The sequence below is a fragment of the Dietzia sp. genome (assembly GCF_036741115.1).
GTDB lineage: Bacteria > Actinomycetota > Actinomycetes > Mycobacteriales > Mycobacteriaceae > Dietzia.
Genome location: NZ_DAINST010000004.1, coordinates 42,399 through 57,638 on the forward strand (window position 1 = coordinate 42,399; position 15,240 = coordinate 57,638).

Sequence of the window (15,240 nt, forward strand, 5' to 3'; positions counted from 1 at the left end):
TCTGGCGGCTCGATACACGCTCTCTCGACTCAAGAGAGGTTACCCCACAGGGGCGGCCACCTCCCGAATCGAGCCGTGAACGCACGCTGGATGACGCCGCCTGTACCGGTAATCAGGGGGCGAACGAAACGGCGACTTCGGTTCCGGGGATAGTACGGGGAGAGGCGCCGCGCGCAGGTAGCCCCACCCGCATCAGGCGCCACTCAAGCTACATTCAGCACCACATTGGATGATTTACATCATCCATAATATTTGTCACAATGGCCACATTACTGGATCTGCACGCCGACTCACCCCATCAGCGCATCCGCGCGCGGTTCGGCAGCAGAGGATTGACTAAGGATGGACTCGTGAACCGACGCACCACCTCCCGCTTCGCTCGCCGCTCCCTGGTCGCGCTCGGCGCTGCGGCGCTTGCCGCCACCGCCCTCCCCGCCTCGGCGAACGCCCAGGTTCTCGACGAACTCGGCCGGCCCAACGAGCAGGTCCTCGGTTCCGTCGAGGGTGCGATCCAGAACCCGGCCGTGCCGGAGGACGCACGCGCCACCGCGCAGCGGCTCATCGACTTCTTCCGCGGCACCGGCGAGCCCGGCGTGGGCATCCCGGAGAACGGCCCGGCGATCTCGCAGTTCCTCTACCCCACGATCATGAACAACTGCATCGACGGCACCTCGGGTGCCGTCGGCACGATCACCGCGGTCCCCGGCCCGGCGAACCTCCCGCTCCCCGGCGTTCCCGAGCACCAGACGGGCTTTGTCTTCACCGCGCTCGGCACGGGTGGCGCCGCGGACGAGCAGGCCGAGCCGCTCGTCGTCGACTGGGTCAACCCGAACAACGGACGCACCGGCAGCACCGTCCTCGGATACAACGGGGTCAACCCTGACGGCCCCGCGACCATGACGGGCGTGGCCGACACCGGCGCAGGGCAGGTCCTCGCGGTGCTCCGCGGCGGCCTCACCACCAAGATCGAGGGCGGCGTCGCCAACTGCCGCGTGGCGTACCCGACGGTCGGCATCATCCCCGTCGGCTAGACATGTCTGTGGCGTAGTCGCCGCACACCACATACCCGCACGCGCCGCCCGGCACCTCCGCCGGACGGCGCGTGCGGCGCATTTCGGGGCTGCGACGCGCTCTACGCGCGTTGGAGCTCGGGGATCACCGCCTTCTCGAAGAGCTCGAGGCTCTCGGCGTATTCCCCGAGATCCGGGAAGTAGGTGATCGCATAGTCGAGGCCGAGGTCGGACATCGCCGTCAGCTTCTCGACGATCTGCTCGGGCGTGCCGTATCCGGGCATGCCCACGAAGCTGCGGAGCTGGGCTTCTGCGCCTTCTTCCCCCACGAGCCGCGTGTACTTGTCGCGCAGCCACGCCTCGCGCTCCGCGAGATCCGCCTCCGTCTCCGCGATGAGGACGTTGTAGTTCGCCGAGCGCGTGATCTCCGTGAACTCACGGCCGACGTTGTCGCAGTGCGCGGCGAGCACCTCGGACTTGTGCTTGAAACCCTCGGGAGTGCCGTCGAAATTCGTGTAGTCCGCATACTGCGCCGCCACACGGAGGGTCTTCTTCTCCCCACCTCCGGCGATCCACAGCGGGATTCCGCCGGGCTGCAGCGGAAGCGGGTGGCAGCGCGCGTCCTCGACCTGGAAGTGCTTGCCCTCGAGGCTCGCCGTGCCGGTGTGCCAGGCCTGTCGCATGATCTGCACGCCCTCGTCGAGCATGCCGATGCGCTCGCCCGCCGACGGGAAGCCATAGCCGTACGCTCGCCATTCGTGCTCGTACCAGCCGGCCCCGATACCCATCTCGACGCGCCCGCCCGAGATGACATCCGCCGTCGCCGCGAGCTTCGCGAGGTATATGGGTTTGCGGTAGCCCATGCACGTGCACATCTGGCCTAGTCGCAGGCGGGTGGTGACGGCGGACAGCGCCGACACCAGGGACCATGCCTCGTGCACGTCCGCATCCTCGACGAACGGCGCGGAATGGAAGTGGTCGTAGACCCAGGCGCCCTCCCATTCGGGAGAGTCGTCGAGACGCTCGGCGATGTCTCGGATACGCGGCCATTGTTCCGCCGCGGGGATTCCATCGAGGTCGAGCCGCCAGCCGTGTGGAAGAAATGTTCCGAATCGCATGGCCCGACAGTACCGACCCCGAGTGCGTGCGGGGCGGGGGTCGGGGATGCGCCGATCAGGGCTCAGCCGTGCCGACTGTGCGATTCCGCACTTTCGGATCCGACAGCTTGGCCGCGTCCGGCATCCATGCTTGTATACAAGCATGGGAACAACGCAGACGGCCGCGGACAAGGCATATGCGGCGGCAAAGGAGCTGATCCTCTCCGGCGAGCTCGCGGGCGGGGACCTCATCAGCGAGAACGCTCTCTCGGCGCAGCTCGGGATGAGCCGCACGCCCATGCGAGTCGCGTTCCAGCGGCTCGAATCCAAGGGCTGGCTCACGCTCTACCCCAAGCGCGGGGCAGTCGTCACCCCGGTCACTGCTGAGGAGAAGCGAGATGTCCTCGAGGCTCGACTCGCCATCGAGACCCACTCGGTGGCGGCGGTCGACCCGGCGGACAGGGCTGCGCTCCGCGACGAACTGCTCGGGATCACCGCCGAGCAGATCTCGGCCGCGGCCGGACGGAACCTCACCGATTTCGCCGAGCTCGACGTGCGCTTCCACCGCGCGATCGTCGCACGGGCCCGCAATTCGGTGCTTCTCGGTTTCTACGACACCCTGCGCGAGCGCCAGCAGCGCATGGTCGAGTCATCGGTCCACGCCCGCGTGCGTGGCCGATCCTCCGACCCTGCGGACCCCAATCCCGATGCGATCTCCGGGGCCGAGCAGATCGCAGCCGAGCACGATGCGCTGGCCCGGCTCGTCGCCTCGGGCGATTTCACCGAGTTCTCCAGTGTCTTGTGCGCCCACCTCGAGGCGACACACGACATCCACCTCCCCGCTTTCCACAGGAAGTGATCCGAACGATGACCCAGCAGGACACCACCACGCTCGCCGACGGAACCCCGTCGGAGCGCACGGGCGATCCGGCGACCAGGCGGCGTTTTCCCGCGTGGTTGCTAGTCGCCGCTTCGATGTTCGCCATCGCCTGGGGAGGCAACGAGTTCACGCCGCTCCTCGTCTCCTACAAGGGCGAGGGCATGGACCCCGTGACCGTCGATTTCCTTCTCTTCGCATACGTCGTGGGCATCGTCCCGGCGCTCGCGATCTCCGCGCCGCTCTCCGACCGGATCGGGCGCCGCCCCATCTTCCTTCCCGCGCCGTGGATCGGGATCGTCGGCTCGACCCTCATGCTCGTCGGCGGCGACAACGCCGCGCTGCTCTCCACGGGCCGGGTACTCACCGGGATCTCGCTCGGCATCGCCATGGCGGTCGGCGGGAGCTGGCTCAAGGAGGCGTCCTCGGCCCCCTTCGACACCACCGGCGATTCGATGGCCGGCAGCCGACGCCAAGGCCTCGCGCTCACCTCGGGCTTCGCGATCGGCGCGGCAGTGGCCGGCGTACTCGCGGAGTGGGGCCCGTGGGCACATGTCCTCCCCTACGCGGTGCACATCATTCTCTCCGTCTTCCTCGGAATCGCATTGATCTCGGCACCGGAAACGCTCGGCGCGGACCTGCTCCCCGCGGGCGAAGACCCCACCACTCCCGAGGCCGAGGAGGAGGTGATCGAAGCCGCGGACGAGGAGCTCGAATCCGCCCCGCCGATGTGGTCGATGGTCCGCACGCCCCGATTCTTCTTCCTCGCCGTGCTCCTAGCGCCGTGGGTGTTCGGCGCCGCGGGCGTCGCCTACGCGGTCCTCCCCGCCGTCCTCGCCCCGAGCGTCTCCGCCGCCCCTGTCGGCTTCTCGGCGCTTCTGTGTGTGTTCACGCTGGGCTCGGGCTTCCTCGTCCAGCAGTTCGTGCGGCGCTTCGTCGTCCCGGGGACGATCGTGCTCGGCGTGCTCGCCTACTCGTTCATCATCGCCGGGATGTTGTTGGCCGCGCTCACCGTGAGCGTCACCGGCATCGCCCCTCTGGCCATCGTGCTCGCGCTGGTCTCCGCGATCGTCCTCGGCCTCGCCTACGGTCTCGCTCTGCAGACCGGCCTGCTCGAGATCACAGATGTCGCCAGGCGCGGCGGCCTCGCGGCGTACACCGCGCTGTTCTACGCCCTCGCCTACCTCGGATTCGCGTTCCCGATGATCCTCTCGAAACTCTCGGACGCGATTCCCTACGCCGTGATGCTCACGACCGGCGCCGCCATCGCCGCTGTGAGCTTTGCAGCGATGCTCACGGCCGCGCGCAAGCGGCGCTCCGGCTCGAACCCAGTCACGGAGTCTGAATCGGATTCTGGTGCCGCCTCGGCCCGACGGTGAGCGCGAGCGAAAAACCGGTCGAACGCGCAGGAAACTGGGTATTTGAACGAATGTTGAGCCTCAGGAATAACAACCGAGGGCGCCGTGAGAATAAGAAAGAACATAAATAGCGCATTGGAATCGTTTGTATTTCGCATTGGTAAACCCTGGGAATAAAACTAGCGCGACCGGCGAACTCCATGTACGAAGGGCTCAGAGTCACTTGAGTGGACATCTCGCCGGGCCTGGAAACGTGGTGAGCGTCTTATGTGGGCGTGCGATTCCCGGCTCGGGTTCCACATCGCTTCCTGCGACGAAAAACCACAGTTCGCAGGTAGAAGCGAGCGAAAGTTTCTCCGAACTGATTTAACAGAGAGGTAGAGAACTTATGAACGTCAAGAAGGCACTCGCATACCCGGCCATCGCCGGCATCCTCGTCGCCTCGCTCGCCGCGTGCAGCGACGACAACGAGGACAAGGTCAGCGACGCCGCCGGCCAGGCCACCTCTGCCGCCGCCGATGCCGGCGCCTCGGCGACCTCCGGTGCGGGCGATGCCGCCGCCAGCGGCACCGGGGAGGCCGGCAAGGACGGCGAGAACGGCTCCGACTCCGGTGAGATGAAGGAGATCCAGGGCCCGAACGGCGCCGTCCAGGTCCCTGCGGCAGTGGCGGACAAGTACGAAGAGCTCGGCGGCGAGTCGAGCCACCTCGGTGCCCCCAAGGGCGAGCCGCAGAAGGTCGGCGAGGGCCAGCGCCAGGACTTCGACGGTGGCTCGATCTTCGTCGATCCCGAGGGCAAGGCGTTCCTCGTGCAGGGCAAGATCCTCGAGCGCTACGAGGAGCAGGGCGGCCCCGAGTCGCAGCTCGGCTGGCCGACCGCGGACGAGGCCACCCAGGAGGGCGGCTGGATCTCGACGTTCCAGAACGGCAACATCACGTTCGTCAACGGCGAGTACGGCGAATAGCCACTCGCCCACCGGGACGCCCACTCGCGGGCACGTCCCTTCTTAGCGGCCCCGCTCGGCAATCGCCGGGCGGGGCCGCTCTGCGTCGACCGGCGCCGCGGGATGTCCGCGCGGATTTCGCGGCCAACCGCATTGTTGATAGAACAGCTACCCTCGGATTGCAGTAGAAGGCGGCGCGATTAGGACCGATCGTGCGCGAATCGGCGCGCGCCGGACACCTAGAGATAGGGACAGACATGAAATCATTCGGATTCCTCAGCTTCGGTCACTACGGCCCGCGCATTGGCCGCCCCGGCTTCGATGCCGGCGTATCGCTGCGCGAAGCGGTGGAAATCGGGGTCGGGGCCGACGAGATCGGGGTCAACGGTGCGATGTTCCGCGTCCACCATTTCGCGAAGCAGTCCGCCGCCCCGATGCCGCTGCTCGCCGCGATCGCGGCGCGGACCTCTCGAATCGAGGTCGGCACGGGCGTGATCGACATGCGCTACGAGAACCCCCTCTACCTGGCCGAGGAAGCGGCCTCGCTCGATTTGCTCGCCGAAGGCAGGGTCGCGCTCGGCGTGAGCCGCGGATCGCCGGAGCCCGCGTACCGCGGCTGGGAGGCCTTCGGCTATACCGGATCGAGCGACCCGCGAGGCGCCGATATCGGGCGCGAGCACTTCGAACAGTTCATGGAAGCCATTCGCGGTGGCAACCTCGTCGACGCGGACCCGGCCCAGTTCGGGCCCGGTGTTCGCCTTCCCATCGAGCCCCAGTCCCCCGGCCTCGACACCCGGGTGTGGTGGGGTGCCGGTTCGCGGGAGACCGCGGAATGGACGGCCGAGAAGGGGGTCAATCTCATGAGCTCAACCCTGCTCACCGAGGCCACGGGCCAATCATTCGGGGACCTCCAGGCCGAGCAGATCGCCGCCTACCGGCGCCGCTGGTCCGAGACCTGGGGCACCACCGACCGGCAGGCGCCTCGCGTGTCGGTATCACGATCGATCTTCCCCATCGTCGACGACCGCGACCGACAGATCTTCAGCCGGCAGGGCGAGAGCAACGACGGCATCGGGCAGATCGACGGCTTCACCTCCACCTTCGGGAAGACCTACGCGGCGGAGCCGGACGAGCTAATCGCCCAGCTACAAGGGGACGCCGCGGTCCAGGCTGCTGACAACCTCCTGCTCACCATCCCGTCTCAGGCCGGCGTCGAGCTCAATCTCCACATCCTCTCCGCCTTTGCCGAACACGTGGCCCCTGCCCTCGGTTGGGAACCGAACACTGCGGGCCCCGCGACGGGATATTCGATCGGCGAACGATGACGGAGAGGGAATTCGGGATGGTCTCGGCGAAGAAAGCACTGCCGAAGAAACCCGCCGCTATTCGACTCGGTGGAATTCGGGCCGGTACGGCCACAAGCGATTACGAGTAACCTGAATCCTGCGGCCGCGCGATTCCGTCGGCCAGCGAACGGCCCACGAAATGAGAGGGGAATCCATGAATTTCCAGGACAAGGCAGAGAACAAGTTCCAGGAAGTCGCCGGCAAGGCGAAGGAGTTCGTCGGCGAGAAGTCGGGCGATCAGGAGCTCCAGGGCGAGGGCGCGGCGGATCAGGCCGGCGCCGGCGCCAAGCAGGCGACCGAAAACGTCAAGGACGCCGCCAAGAACCTCAAGGACGGCCTCGGGGGCAACTAGTCCCGATCGATGGGAGCCCGGCGGATCGCATCCGCCGGGCGCTTTCGCAATTTCGGTCAGTGGTTCACGACGCCCGTTGTTCGGCGTGTGGCCTCCGCGGCGCTCAACCCCGCGATGGATCGAGCTGGGGGCTCAGCCCTGCGGCGGGTCGAGGGAATGCTCGCGGAAGTCGAGGTCCGTGCCCGTCTCGCGGACGCCGAGCTCCCACAGCCGGTCTGCGGCGCGCTGCGAGCGCGACAGCTCCGAAGGAGCCTGCTCGGCGGGACTTCCCCAAAGGTCGGCGAGACCGCCGGGACCGATGTAGGAAAGACGCGGATGCTCACCCGCGCACGCTTCGAGCAGCGGCATCGCTCCCTCGCGCGCGCTCATCGCTACCTGCCCGCAGGCGAAATCGAGGACGCTGTCGACCGCCCCGATCCCGGACGCATTCTGGATGTTCGTATGCGCCCAGCCGGGGTGCGCCGTGAGCACGTCCACCCCGCGCTCGGCGGCGTCGAGCCGCACCTGCAGCGCGGTGGCCCACAGCTGGTCGGCGAGCTTCGACTGCCCGTAGGCCGCGGGAAACGTCCACGGTCGGTTCTCGAAATGCGGATCTCCGGAATCGATGTGGCCCTTGCGGTGGATATTGGACCCCGTGATGACGATGCGGGAGCTCACCAGGTCCGCCACGAGGTTTGTGAACGCGAAGGGCCCGAGGAAGTTGACCGCGAGCATCCGCTCGAAGCCATCGGCGGTGAGGATCCGCTTCCTCGTGACCGAACCTGCGTTGTCGACGAGGACGTCGATGTCCGTGCCGAGGGAACGGACCGCGGGCGCCGCCTCGCGCACGGAGTCCTGCCGTGCCAAATCGAGCTCGACGATATCCACGTGGCTACCCACGCCGCGCAGCTCGGCGGCGAGTTCTTCGCCCCGCGCCGGGTCTCGCGCGGTCAGGATGAGGCGTCGTCCCTCCCGCGCCACCATCCGCGCGAGTTCGCGGCCGATCCCGTTCGTCGCCCCCGTGATGAGCCACGTGCGGCCGGCTGCCTCCGGGCCGAGGTCAATCGTGGGTGACGGCGGGGTCCGAAATCTCGATAACAGCGACATCGCCGACTCCCTCCGGTTGTGCTCACGGCTATCGCCCGAGGCTAGTACTGCGGCCTAGGCCATCGCGGTTACTCGGCGATGATCACGTCGAGCGTGCGCGGGCCGTGGACGCCGGCGACGCGGACGAACTCGATGTCCACGGTCGCGCTGGGCCCGGAGACCATGGTGATGGGAAGGGTGTAGAGGTCCTCGTCCACGAGGCGACGGATCGCCGCCGGCACGAGCTCCACGACGTCCTCGGCGCGCACGACGACAACGTGATGATCGGGCACGAGCGTAGTGGCGCGCCGCCCCGATTCGCCTCCGACCAGCATGATCGTCCCGGTGTCTGCGACGGAGACGGCCGATCCGGTGACCACGGCGTCGACGGTATCGAGGGTGTCGATATCGATGCTCTCGCCACCGCCGTCGCGGAGGACCTCGCGCGCGCCGGGACGTCCGCCGTCATCCGCGGGGCCCTCTTCTTCGAGGAACGGTTCGAGCCAGGCATCCGAGATAGCGGCCGGCGCGACGACCGAGCGCGCATCGACGAGCGCCCGGGCGATTTCCTCGCCGATGCCGGACACGGGCACGCGGTGGACGCGTGCGTCGTAGTCCTCGAGCCGATCGATGAAGAGCTCGAGGACCTCGTCCCTGCCGAGTTCGCCTTCGACGCGATACGCGCGCTCGAACGCGGCTTCGGGCGCAGTGTCCGAGGCGACCGAGCTGGCCGAGCCGGCCTGCCCGCCCGTGCGGCCGAGCGAAGATCGGATCCGGTCGAGCACCTCGGTGCGTGCGTCTCCACCTGTGCTAGCCACGTCGGTTCTCCTTCCACCAGTCGCGAAACGCTTGTCGGGGTGGTGCGGGGATATCGCGCGAGGACGTCCATTCCCCGCCGATCCCGGGCAGCGAAGGGATTCCGCTCTTCGGGACGATGCGGCTGACGATCGGCAGGGCCTTGCCGATGAGGCCCATGCGGTGGCCGTCGGACATCATCCACTCGGCGCCGCGCAGCGCTCCGTCAAGCTGGGTGCGCGGGATGGCTCCGGGGTGATTGACCTCGCTGTCCTGCGCGCGCAGCCGCGTGAGCATCGTGGGGATGTCGATCTTCACGGGGCAGGCATCGAAGCACGCGCCGCACAGCGAGGACGCGTACGGCAGCGTGCCGTTTTCCGCCGAGTCAACGCCAGTGAGCAGCGGGGTGAGGATCGCTCCGATCGGCCCCGGGTAGACCGAGCCGTACGCGTGCCCGCCCGAGCGGCGGTACACCGGGCAGACGTTCATGCACGCCGAACAGCGGATGCAGTGCAGCGCCTGGCGCCCATCGGGGTCGGCGAGGGCGCGAGTGCGCCCGTTGTCCATGAGCACGATGTGGACGTTCTGCGGGCCGTCGCCCTCGGTGACCCCGGTCCAGAACGAGCTGTAGGGATTCATCCTCTCCCCCGTCGACGAACGCGGTAGGAGCTGCATGAACACCTCGAGGTCCGCGAATGTGGGGAGCAGCTTCTCGATGCCCATGAGCGTGATGAGGGTCTTGGGCAGGGTCACGCACATGCGGCCGTTGCCCTCGGATTCAACCACGGAAAGCGTGCCCGTATCGGCGATGCCGAAGTTCGCACCCGAGATCGCTACATCCGTAGAGAGGAACTTCTTGCGCAGATGCTTGCGGCTCGCCTCGGCAAGGTGGCGCGGCTCGGAGTCGAGATCCGGGTCGACGTCCTCCATGCCCCGCAGGAAGATCGTGCGGATCTGCTCTCGGTTCTTGTGGATCGCGGGGACGAGGATGTGCGAGGGCTGGTCGTTACCGAGCTGCACGATGAGCTCGGCGAGGTCGGTCTCGAACGCATCGATGCCGCGCTCACCGAGCGCCTCGTTGAGGCCCGTCTCCTGGGTGGCCATCGACTTGACCTTGATGACCTCGCGGCGGCCGTTTTCCCCGAGCGGAGCGTTCTCCTCGACGAGGCCGGCGATGATCTCGTTGGCCTCGTCGGCGTCACGCGCCCAGTGGACGTGCCCGCCGCGGGCGGTGAAGGCGGCCTCGAACTGCTCGAGCAGCTCGGGGAGCCGCGCGACGACGTCCTCCTTGATCGCCTCGCCCGCATCGCGCAGGTCCTCCCAGTCCGGCACCTCCTCGACGCGCTGGGACCGCTTGCGCTGGATCGCATGCGTCGCGTTGTTGAGGTTGGTGCGCAGCTGCACGTTCTGCGATTCGAGGCGCGAGACCTCGGGGAACGGCGCCACCTCGTGGATACGCCCGACACCGGGGAAGGTCGGGATCCCGAGCATCGTCTTGTCCCCGTGCGTGTCGCGTGGAATCGTTTCGCGCGGGTCGGAAGGCCCCGCCTCCGTGGGCGAGCCGTGACGCGCGGCGTGTGGGCTCATCGAAGTGCTCCTCCGGTCGTGACGGCGCCCTCCGCAGGGAGCAGGAGGGGCTCTTCGTGCGTAGAGGCGAGGATCCGCGCGAGATGCACGGTCGAGGGGGCCCGCGATTCCGCGACCAGGCGCTTCGACCGGGAAAGGCCGCCACCGATGTGCATGAGGCAGCTCACGTCGCCTCCGGTGCACACGTCGGAATCGCTCGAGATGATCGCCTCGACCTTGTCGCCGAGCATCGCCGAGGAGATCGCGGGGTTCTTCACCGAGAACGTGCCGCCGAACCCGCAGCACTCGTCCTCGTATTCGATCCGGTGGAGGGTGAGCCCGTCGACCGAGGCGAGGAGATCGCGCTGCCGATCGCCGAGGCGAAGAAGCCGCATGCCGTGGCACGAGGGGTGGTAGGCGACCGAGTGCGGGAAGTAGCTGCCGAGTTCCGCCGCCGCATCGGTGATCCCGCAGACGTCCGTGAGGAACTGAGCGAGTTCGAGCGTGCGCCCCGCGACCTCCTTGGCGCGCCCCGCGAGCTCCGGGTCGTCGTTGTACTCGGCGATCATCGGGTGCTGGTGCCCGAGGGAGGCGACGCATGAGCCGCTCGGGGCTACCGCGTAGTCCCAGGATTCCTCTTCGAAGGCCTTCACGTGATTCTGGACCACCGGGTACGCCTCGTGGAACTTTCCGGAATTGATGTGCATCTGCCCGCAGCACGCCTGGCGCTCGGGGAAGACGACCTCGTGCCCGAGGCGCTCGAGGATTCGCGTGGTCGCAATGGCGACCTCCGGATACATCGCGTCGACGATACACGTGGCGAACAGTGCGATTCTCATCGGTCCGTCCTTTTGGCTCAATGCCGTTGCGGGCTATTGCGACTTATTGCTTTTCGGATGGCCTGTCGGAATCCGCCTTTCGGAATCCGCTTTTCGGGGCCCGCCATTCACGGCGGATCCCCTTCTTTGCGCCACCGTAGGACCGGAGGGGGCGGACGGGTTCTGATATGCGGAATGCTGCCCCCGATTAGCGGTTTCGGGCAAGGGATACCTCACTTCCCCGCCGGGCCGTCCCGCCGGTGCCGATCGGGCTATCCTCGGCACCATGCCCGCTCGCCCGGTCTCAGAGCTTCCGGCGCCCGCCCTGCGCGCGGCGCTCGAGCTCGCGCGCGCCGCGACATCCCCGGCCACCATTTCGGCCGGATCCCTACCGCAGGCCACCGGGGACTTCGGCGCCCCTGCGTCCCCGCCACCGAGCTTTCCGCCTGCCGCTATCCATGTCGCCGATCTCGCCGCCGCGGCCGGGTACAGCCCGCACCACTTCAGCCGCATGTTCTCCGCGACGATGGGGATCTCCCCGGCGCAGTATGTCGGCGCCCTGCGTATCGATACGGCGAAGCGGCTGCTGCTGGCCACCGACCTTCCAGTGATCGACATCGCCACCGCCATCGGCTTCGATTCCCTGTCGAGTTTCGCGCGACGTTTCCGTGAGAGCGTCGGCATACCTCCGGCAGGTCTGCGGGGCCTGGCCGACTCCGTCGCCGCCACGACCCTCACACCGTTCTCGATCTACCGAGGGCTCTCGGCACCGGACTCCGAGGTTCTCGTCCGGCTCCGCTTCCCCGATCGCGATCCGGCGTTCGGGCCCGCCGAGCCGCGGGCCACCTGGCTCGGCTGGTTCTCCCATCCCTATCCCGTGGGGATGCCGACGGCCGGAACTCTCACGTGGAAGGACGAGCTCGCTCTCCCCCTGTGCCCGGGCTCGCCGTGGCTCCTCGCGTATTCGGTGCCCATTACCGAAGAGGCCGCGGACGTACTTGCCCCCACGCGCCCCCTCGTCGCCATCGGCCCGGCGCCCATTTTCTCGCCCGGCCACCCCGTCGAGCTCGAGCTCCGCCGAGCAAAAGAATTCTCCGTCCCCATGCTCCCGGCCCTACCCAATCTCCGCTCCAGCGCCGCGCGCTGATCGCAGCAGGCCCACCGCCGCGAGGTCGCGCAAATTCGGACAAACGCCCGCCGCCGGGCACCGCTAACGTTCGAGGCGTCGAACCCCTCCGCAGCACCCCAGCACCACAACATCCCAGAGGAGAACCCCATGTCCATCGCAGTAGGTACCCCGGCGTGGATCGATTTCGCCACGCTCGATTCACAAAAATCGCACGCCTTCTACTCCGGCCTCCTCAGCTGGGAATTCGAGTCGATGGGCGATGAGTTCGGCGGCTACGAGCTCGTCCGCAACGACGGGGAGCTCGTGGGCGGATTCATGGACGTCTCCGGCATGGACCCCGTAATGATGGGCGGCGAACAGCCGAAGCCGGAGTGGGGCCTGTTCCTCGCTGTCGACAACCTCGACGCGCGCACCGAGAAGGCGAAGGCGGCCGTAGCCGAGGTCCTCGTCGACACACAGGTCGTCGGCGATTCGGGCTCGTTCCGCGTGCTCCGCGATCCAGCGGGCGCCTCAGTCTCCCTGTGGCAACCCGATCAACTCGATTCCTTCGACCGTTCCGAGCGCCCGGGGGCGGCGGTGTGGTTCGAGTTGGTGACCAACGATTTCGACCGATCAGTGGCGTTCTACCGTGACGTCCTCGATTTCGACATCCACGAAATGCCCCCGGTCCCCGGCATGGACGAGTTCCGCTACGCCACCAACGGCGCAGAAGCCAACGCGACCTCCGGCATCTGCGGTGCCCCGTGGCTCGGCGCCGAGGGCACGCCGTACTGGCGCATCTACTTCGCCGTCGACGGAGCGGACGCCGCGGCGGCGAAGGTCGCCGAGCTCGGCGGCCGGATCACCGACGGCCCCCAAGACTCCCCCTACGGCCGCGTCATGACAGCCGTGGACCCCGAGGGCGTCACCTTCCAGCTCACCTCGATGGCCGAGGCCACGCCGATGGACACCCCCTAGCGCCCATGACGCCGGAGGCCGCAACCCCGGCAGCGGCCGCGCTGCAGGCCTGCGACGAATAGAGAACGCCCCGGATCCTCCTCTTCGAAGGGATCCGGGGCGTTCGCCGTCATCCGGCGTTATCGTCAGCCACCCGCGCTGCCCGCGTAGCGGTCCTGCGAGCTGCGGCGCGCGCGACGCCGGGGCGGTGCGGCTAGGCCTCGCTGCCGGTGAGCTCGCCTTCGGTACGGCCGGCACGCTTCTCACCGATCGGCGAGAGGTTCTCGGGGCACTCGCCCGGCACGCCGTCGCCGCGGAGCGAGGCGCCCGCGGTCTCGGTCATGAAGTAGACGGCGACCATGCCGATGACGCAGGCGATCATCATGAACACGGCGGGGAACAGCGTGAAGCCGGTACCGGCGATCACCGAATCGGAAATGAGCGGAGCGGTGCCGCCGAAGGCTGCCGTGGCGAGGTTGTACGAGATCGCGAAGCCCGCGTACCGCACCGTGGTCGGGAACATCGCCGGGAAGGTCGCGGAAATCGTGGAGAGCTGCGGGATGAACAGCACTCCGAGCACGACGAACGCGACGATCGCCCAGCCGAAGCTCTGGCGCATGAGCAGGTACATCGGCACGGCCATGATGAACAGCCCGATGAGAGAGGTCCACCACATCGGCTTGCGTCCAACGCGGTCGGAGAGGCTGCCGAGGAACGGGATCATCGCCATCATGACGACCTGGCCGACGATCATGACGATCGTGGCGTGGTTGCCCTCGATGCCGAGCTGATCGGACAAGTAGGTCGGCTGGTACGTAAGCAGCGTGTAGTAGGACACGTTGAGCGCCGTGACCATGCCGAACATGATGGCGACCTGCTTGAAGTGGGTTGTGAAGAGATCCTTGTAGTTCTCCTTCACCGACTTGGTCTCGGCCTTCTCTTCCTCGACGAACTCCTGGAACACCGGGGTCTCGTCGAGCTGCGAACGGAGGTAGAGACCGATGAGGCCCAGCGGGAGCGCGAAGAAGAACGGGATGCGCCAGCCCCAGGTGTTCATGAACTCGTCGGTGCTCAGCGTCTGGAGGATGAGCACGATGCCCGAGCCGCCGACGAAGCCGGCGAGGGTGCCGAATTCGAGGAACGAGCCATAGTGTCCGCGCCGCTTGTCCGGCGCATATTCGGCCATAAACGTCGCCGCGCCGCCGTACTCTCCGCCGGTGGTGAAGCCCTGGACGATGCGGAGTGCGAACAGCAGGATGATGGCCCACACGCCGATCTGCTCATGAGTCGGGATGAGGCCGATCGCCGCCGTGGTGACCGACATGAGGATGATCGTGAGCGCGAGGACCGACTTGCGGCCGAGCTTGTCTCCGATGGGGCCCCAAACGAAGCCGCCGAGCGGGCGCAGAACGAAGGACACGGCGAGACCGAGCATCGTGCCGATCGACTCGAGGCCGCCGGGGAAGAAGTTCATCGTGATGTAGACGGCCACCGTCGAGTAGACGCCGTAGTCGAACCATTCCGTTGCATTGCCCATCGCCGAGGCCGCGATGGCCTTGTGTAGGACTGACTTGTCGACCTCGTGCTCCTCATGGGAGCTACCGCCGCTGTTCTGATTCGCAGACGGGGTCGATATTTCATTGTCGGACACTATGTACCCTCCAGTGACGTCTCGGACGCCATGACCGGGGTCATGACCAAGGTCACCATATTCGGAAACGGACGAGCCCACGCTAGGCTTTCGGTTAATCCAAGTAAAACGATGAGCACGTGGAATTAAGCTCCAGAGGCGACCGGATAAATGCCCGTTTCCCGCATTCACACTGTTGAGGACGCCGGCCGGCACAATTCTTCCCACTCGCATTCGTAATGCGAACGTTATCGACCGGACTCGGACGGTTGGCGCGCTCGGCACCACGGCCGCCTTCGCCCGCCATCAGGCTTTGCG

Annotated in this window: 14 protein-coding genes; 8 read left to right on the forward strand and 6 right to left on the reverse strand. The window is 67.2% G+C overall.

What is annotated here, in order from left to right; all coding sequences use genetic code 11:
• The first annotated feature begins 350 nt into the window (after positions 1–350).
• A complete protein-coding gene (locus V7E05_RS01285) occupies positions 351–1,031 on the forward strand; it encodes an Rv1157c family protein (protein ID WP_333617867.1) in 681 nt (226 codons plus the stop codon).
• Positions 1,032–1,132: 101 nt separating this feature from the next.
• On the opposite strand, the gene V7E05_RS01290 is transcribed toward V7E05_RS01285, so the two are convergent.
• Positions 1,133–2,128 (reverse strand): TIGR03560 family F420-dependent LLM class oxidoreductase, encoded by a 996-nt coding sequence (locus V7E05_RS01290; protein ID WP_333617868.1) that lies wholly within the window; start codon positions 2,126–2,128, stop codon positions 1,133–1,135.
• A 142-nt stretch (positions 2,129–2,270) separates the two neighbouring features.
• Between V7E05_RS01290 and V7E05_RS01295 the strand changes: the two genes are divergently transcribed.
• From V7E05_RS01295 to V7E05_RS01315, 5 genes are all read left to right on the forward strand, one after another.
• Positions 2,271–2,966, forward strand: a complete 696-nt coding sequence (locus tag V7E05_RS01295) for a GntR family transcriptional regulator (RefSeq protein WP_333617869.1) — start codon at positions 2,271–2,273, stop codon at positions 2,964–2,966.
• 8 nt (positions 2,967–2,974) lie between these two features.
• Complete coding sequence (locus V7E05_RS01300) at positions 2,975–4,363, forward strand: MFS transporter (protein WP_333617870.1); 1,389 nt, start codon at positions 2,975–2,977, stop codon at positions 4,361–4,363.
• 367 nt (positions 4,364–4,730) lie between these two features.
• Positions 4,731–5,306, forward strand: a complete 576-nt coding sequence (locus tag V7E05_RS01305; protein ID WP_333617871.1) for an LGFP repeat-containing protein — start codon at positions 4,731–4,733, stop codon at positions 5,304–5,306.
• Between the two features lie 236 nt (positions 5,307–5,542).
• A complete protein-coding gene (locus tag V7E05_RS01310) occupies positions 5,543–6,610 on the forward strand; it encodes an LLM class flavin-dependent oxidoreductase (protein WP_333617872.1) in 1,068 nt (355 codons plus the stop codon).
• 175 nt (positions 6,611–6,785) lie between these two features.
• Positions 6,786–6,983, forward strand: a complete 198-nt coding sequence (locus V7E05_RS01315) for a CsbD family protein (RefSeq protein ID WP_333617873.1) — start codon at positions 6,786–6,788, stop codon at positions 6,981–6,983.
• Positions 6,984–7,115: 132 nt separating this feature from the next.
• Here V7E05_RS01315 and V7E05_RS01320 read toward each other — a convergent pair whose 3' ends face one another.
• The 4 genes from V7E05_RS01320 to V7E05_RS01335 form a co-directional block, all read right to left on the reverse strand.
• Positions 7,116–8,069 (reverse strand): SDR family NAD(P)-dependent oxidoreductase, encoded by a 954-nt coding sequence (locus V7E05_RS01320; protein WP_333617874.1) that lies wholly within the window; start codon positions 8,067–8,069, stop codon positions 7,116–7,118.
• 68 nt (positions 8,070–8,137) lie between these two features.
• Positions 8,138–8,866 carry a LutC/YkgG family protein gene (locus V7E05_RS01325; RefSeq protein ID WP_333617875.1) on the reverse strand — a complete coding sequence of 243 codons (729 nt, stop codon included), beginning with the start codon at positions 8,864–8,866 and terminating at the stop codon, positions 8,138–8,140.
• Positions 8,859–10,334, reverse strand: a complete 1,476-nt coding sequence (locus V7E05_RS01330) for a lactate utilization protein B (RefSeq protein WP_333617894.1) — start codon at positions 10,332–10,334, stop codon at positions 8,859–8,861. Before V7E05_RS01330 ends, V7E05_RS01325 begins: the two co-directional genes overlap by 8 nt.
• Before the next feature lie 92 nt (positions 10,335–10,426).
• Positions 10,427–11,248, reverse strand: coding sequence for a (Fe-S)-binding protein (locus V7E05_RS01335; protein ID WP_333617876.1), 822 nt, complete (start codon positions 11,246–11,248; stop codon positions 10,427–10,429).
• A gap of 265 nt (positions 11,249–11,513) precedes the next feature.
• Between V7E05_RS01335 and V7E05_RS01340 the strand changes: the two genes are divergently transcribed.
• Positions 11,514–12,374 (forward strand): helix-turn-helix transcriptional regulator, encoded by an 861-nt coding sequence (locus tag V7E05_RS01340; RefSeq protein WP_333617877.1) that lies wholly within the window; start codon positions 11,514–11,516, stop codon positions 12,372–12,374.
• Positions 12,375–12,503: 129 nt separating this feature from the next.
• Complete coding sequence (locus V7E05_RS01345) at positions 12,504–13,313, forward strand: VOC family protein (RefSeq protein WP_333617878.1); 810 nt, start codon at positions 12,504–12,506, stop codon at positions 13,311–13,313.
• A 193-nt stretch (positions 13,314–13,506) separates the two neighbouring features.
• Here the strand turns inward: V7E05_RS01345 and V7E05_RS01350 are convergent, their stop codons facing one another.
• Complete coding sequence (locus V7E05_RS01350) at positions 13,507–14,943, reverse strand: MFS transporter (protein WP_442891561.1); 1,437 nt, start codon at positions 14,941–14,943, stop codon at positions 13,507–13,509.
• Positions 14,944–15,240: the final 297 nt, after the last annotated feature.

Coding starts and splice junctions, on each gene's coding strand:
- V7E05_RS01295 (WP_333617869.1), top strand. CDS start 2,271: ATGGGAACAACGCAGACGGCCGCGGACAAGGCATATGCGGCGGCAAAG.
- V7E05_RS01335 (WP_333617876.1), bottom strand. CDS start 11,248: ATGAGAATCGCACTGTTCGCCACGTGTATCGTCGACGCGATGTATCCG.
- V7E05_RS01290 (WP_333617868.1), bottom strand. CDS start 2,128: ATGCGATTCGGAACATTTCTTCCACACGGCTGGCGGCTCGACCTCGAT.
- V7E05_RS01330 (WP_333617894.1), bottom strand. CDS start 10,334: ATGCTCGGGATCCCGACCTTCCCCGGTGTCGGGCGTATCCACGAGGTG.
- V7E05_RS01345 (WP_333617878.1), top strand. CDS start 12,504: ATGTCCATCGCAGTAGGTACCCCGGCGTGGATCGATTTCGCCACGCTC.
- V7E05_RS01315 (WP_333617873.1), top strand. CDS start 6,786: ATGAATTTCCAGGACAAGGCAGAGAACAAGTTCCAGGAAGTCGCCGGC.
- V7E05_RS01340 (WP_333617877.1), top strand. CDS start 11,514: ATGCCCGCTCGCCCGGTCTCAGAGCTTCCGGCGCCCGCCCTGCGCGCG.
- V7E05_RS01320 (WP_333617874.1), bottom strand. CDS start 8,069: ATGTCGCTGTTATCGAGATTTCGGACCCCGCCGTCACCCACGATTGAC.
- V7E05_RS01300 (WP_333617870.1), top strand. CDS start 2,975: ATGACCCAGCAGGACACCACCACGCTCGCCGACGGAACCCCGTCGGAG.
- V7E05_RS01310 (WP_333617872.1), top strand. CDS start 5,543: ATGAAATCATTCGGATTCCTCAGCTTCGGTCACTACGGCCCGCGCATT.
- V7E05_RS01305 (WP_333617871.1), top strand. CDS start 4,731: ATGAACGTCAAGAAGGCACTCGCATACCCGGCCATCGCCGGCATCCTC.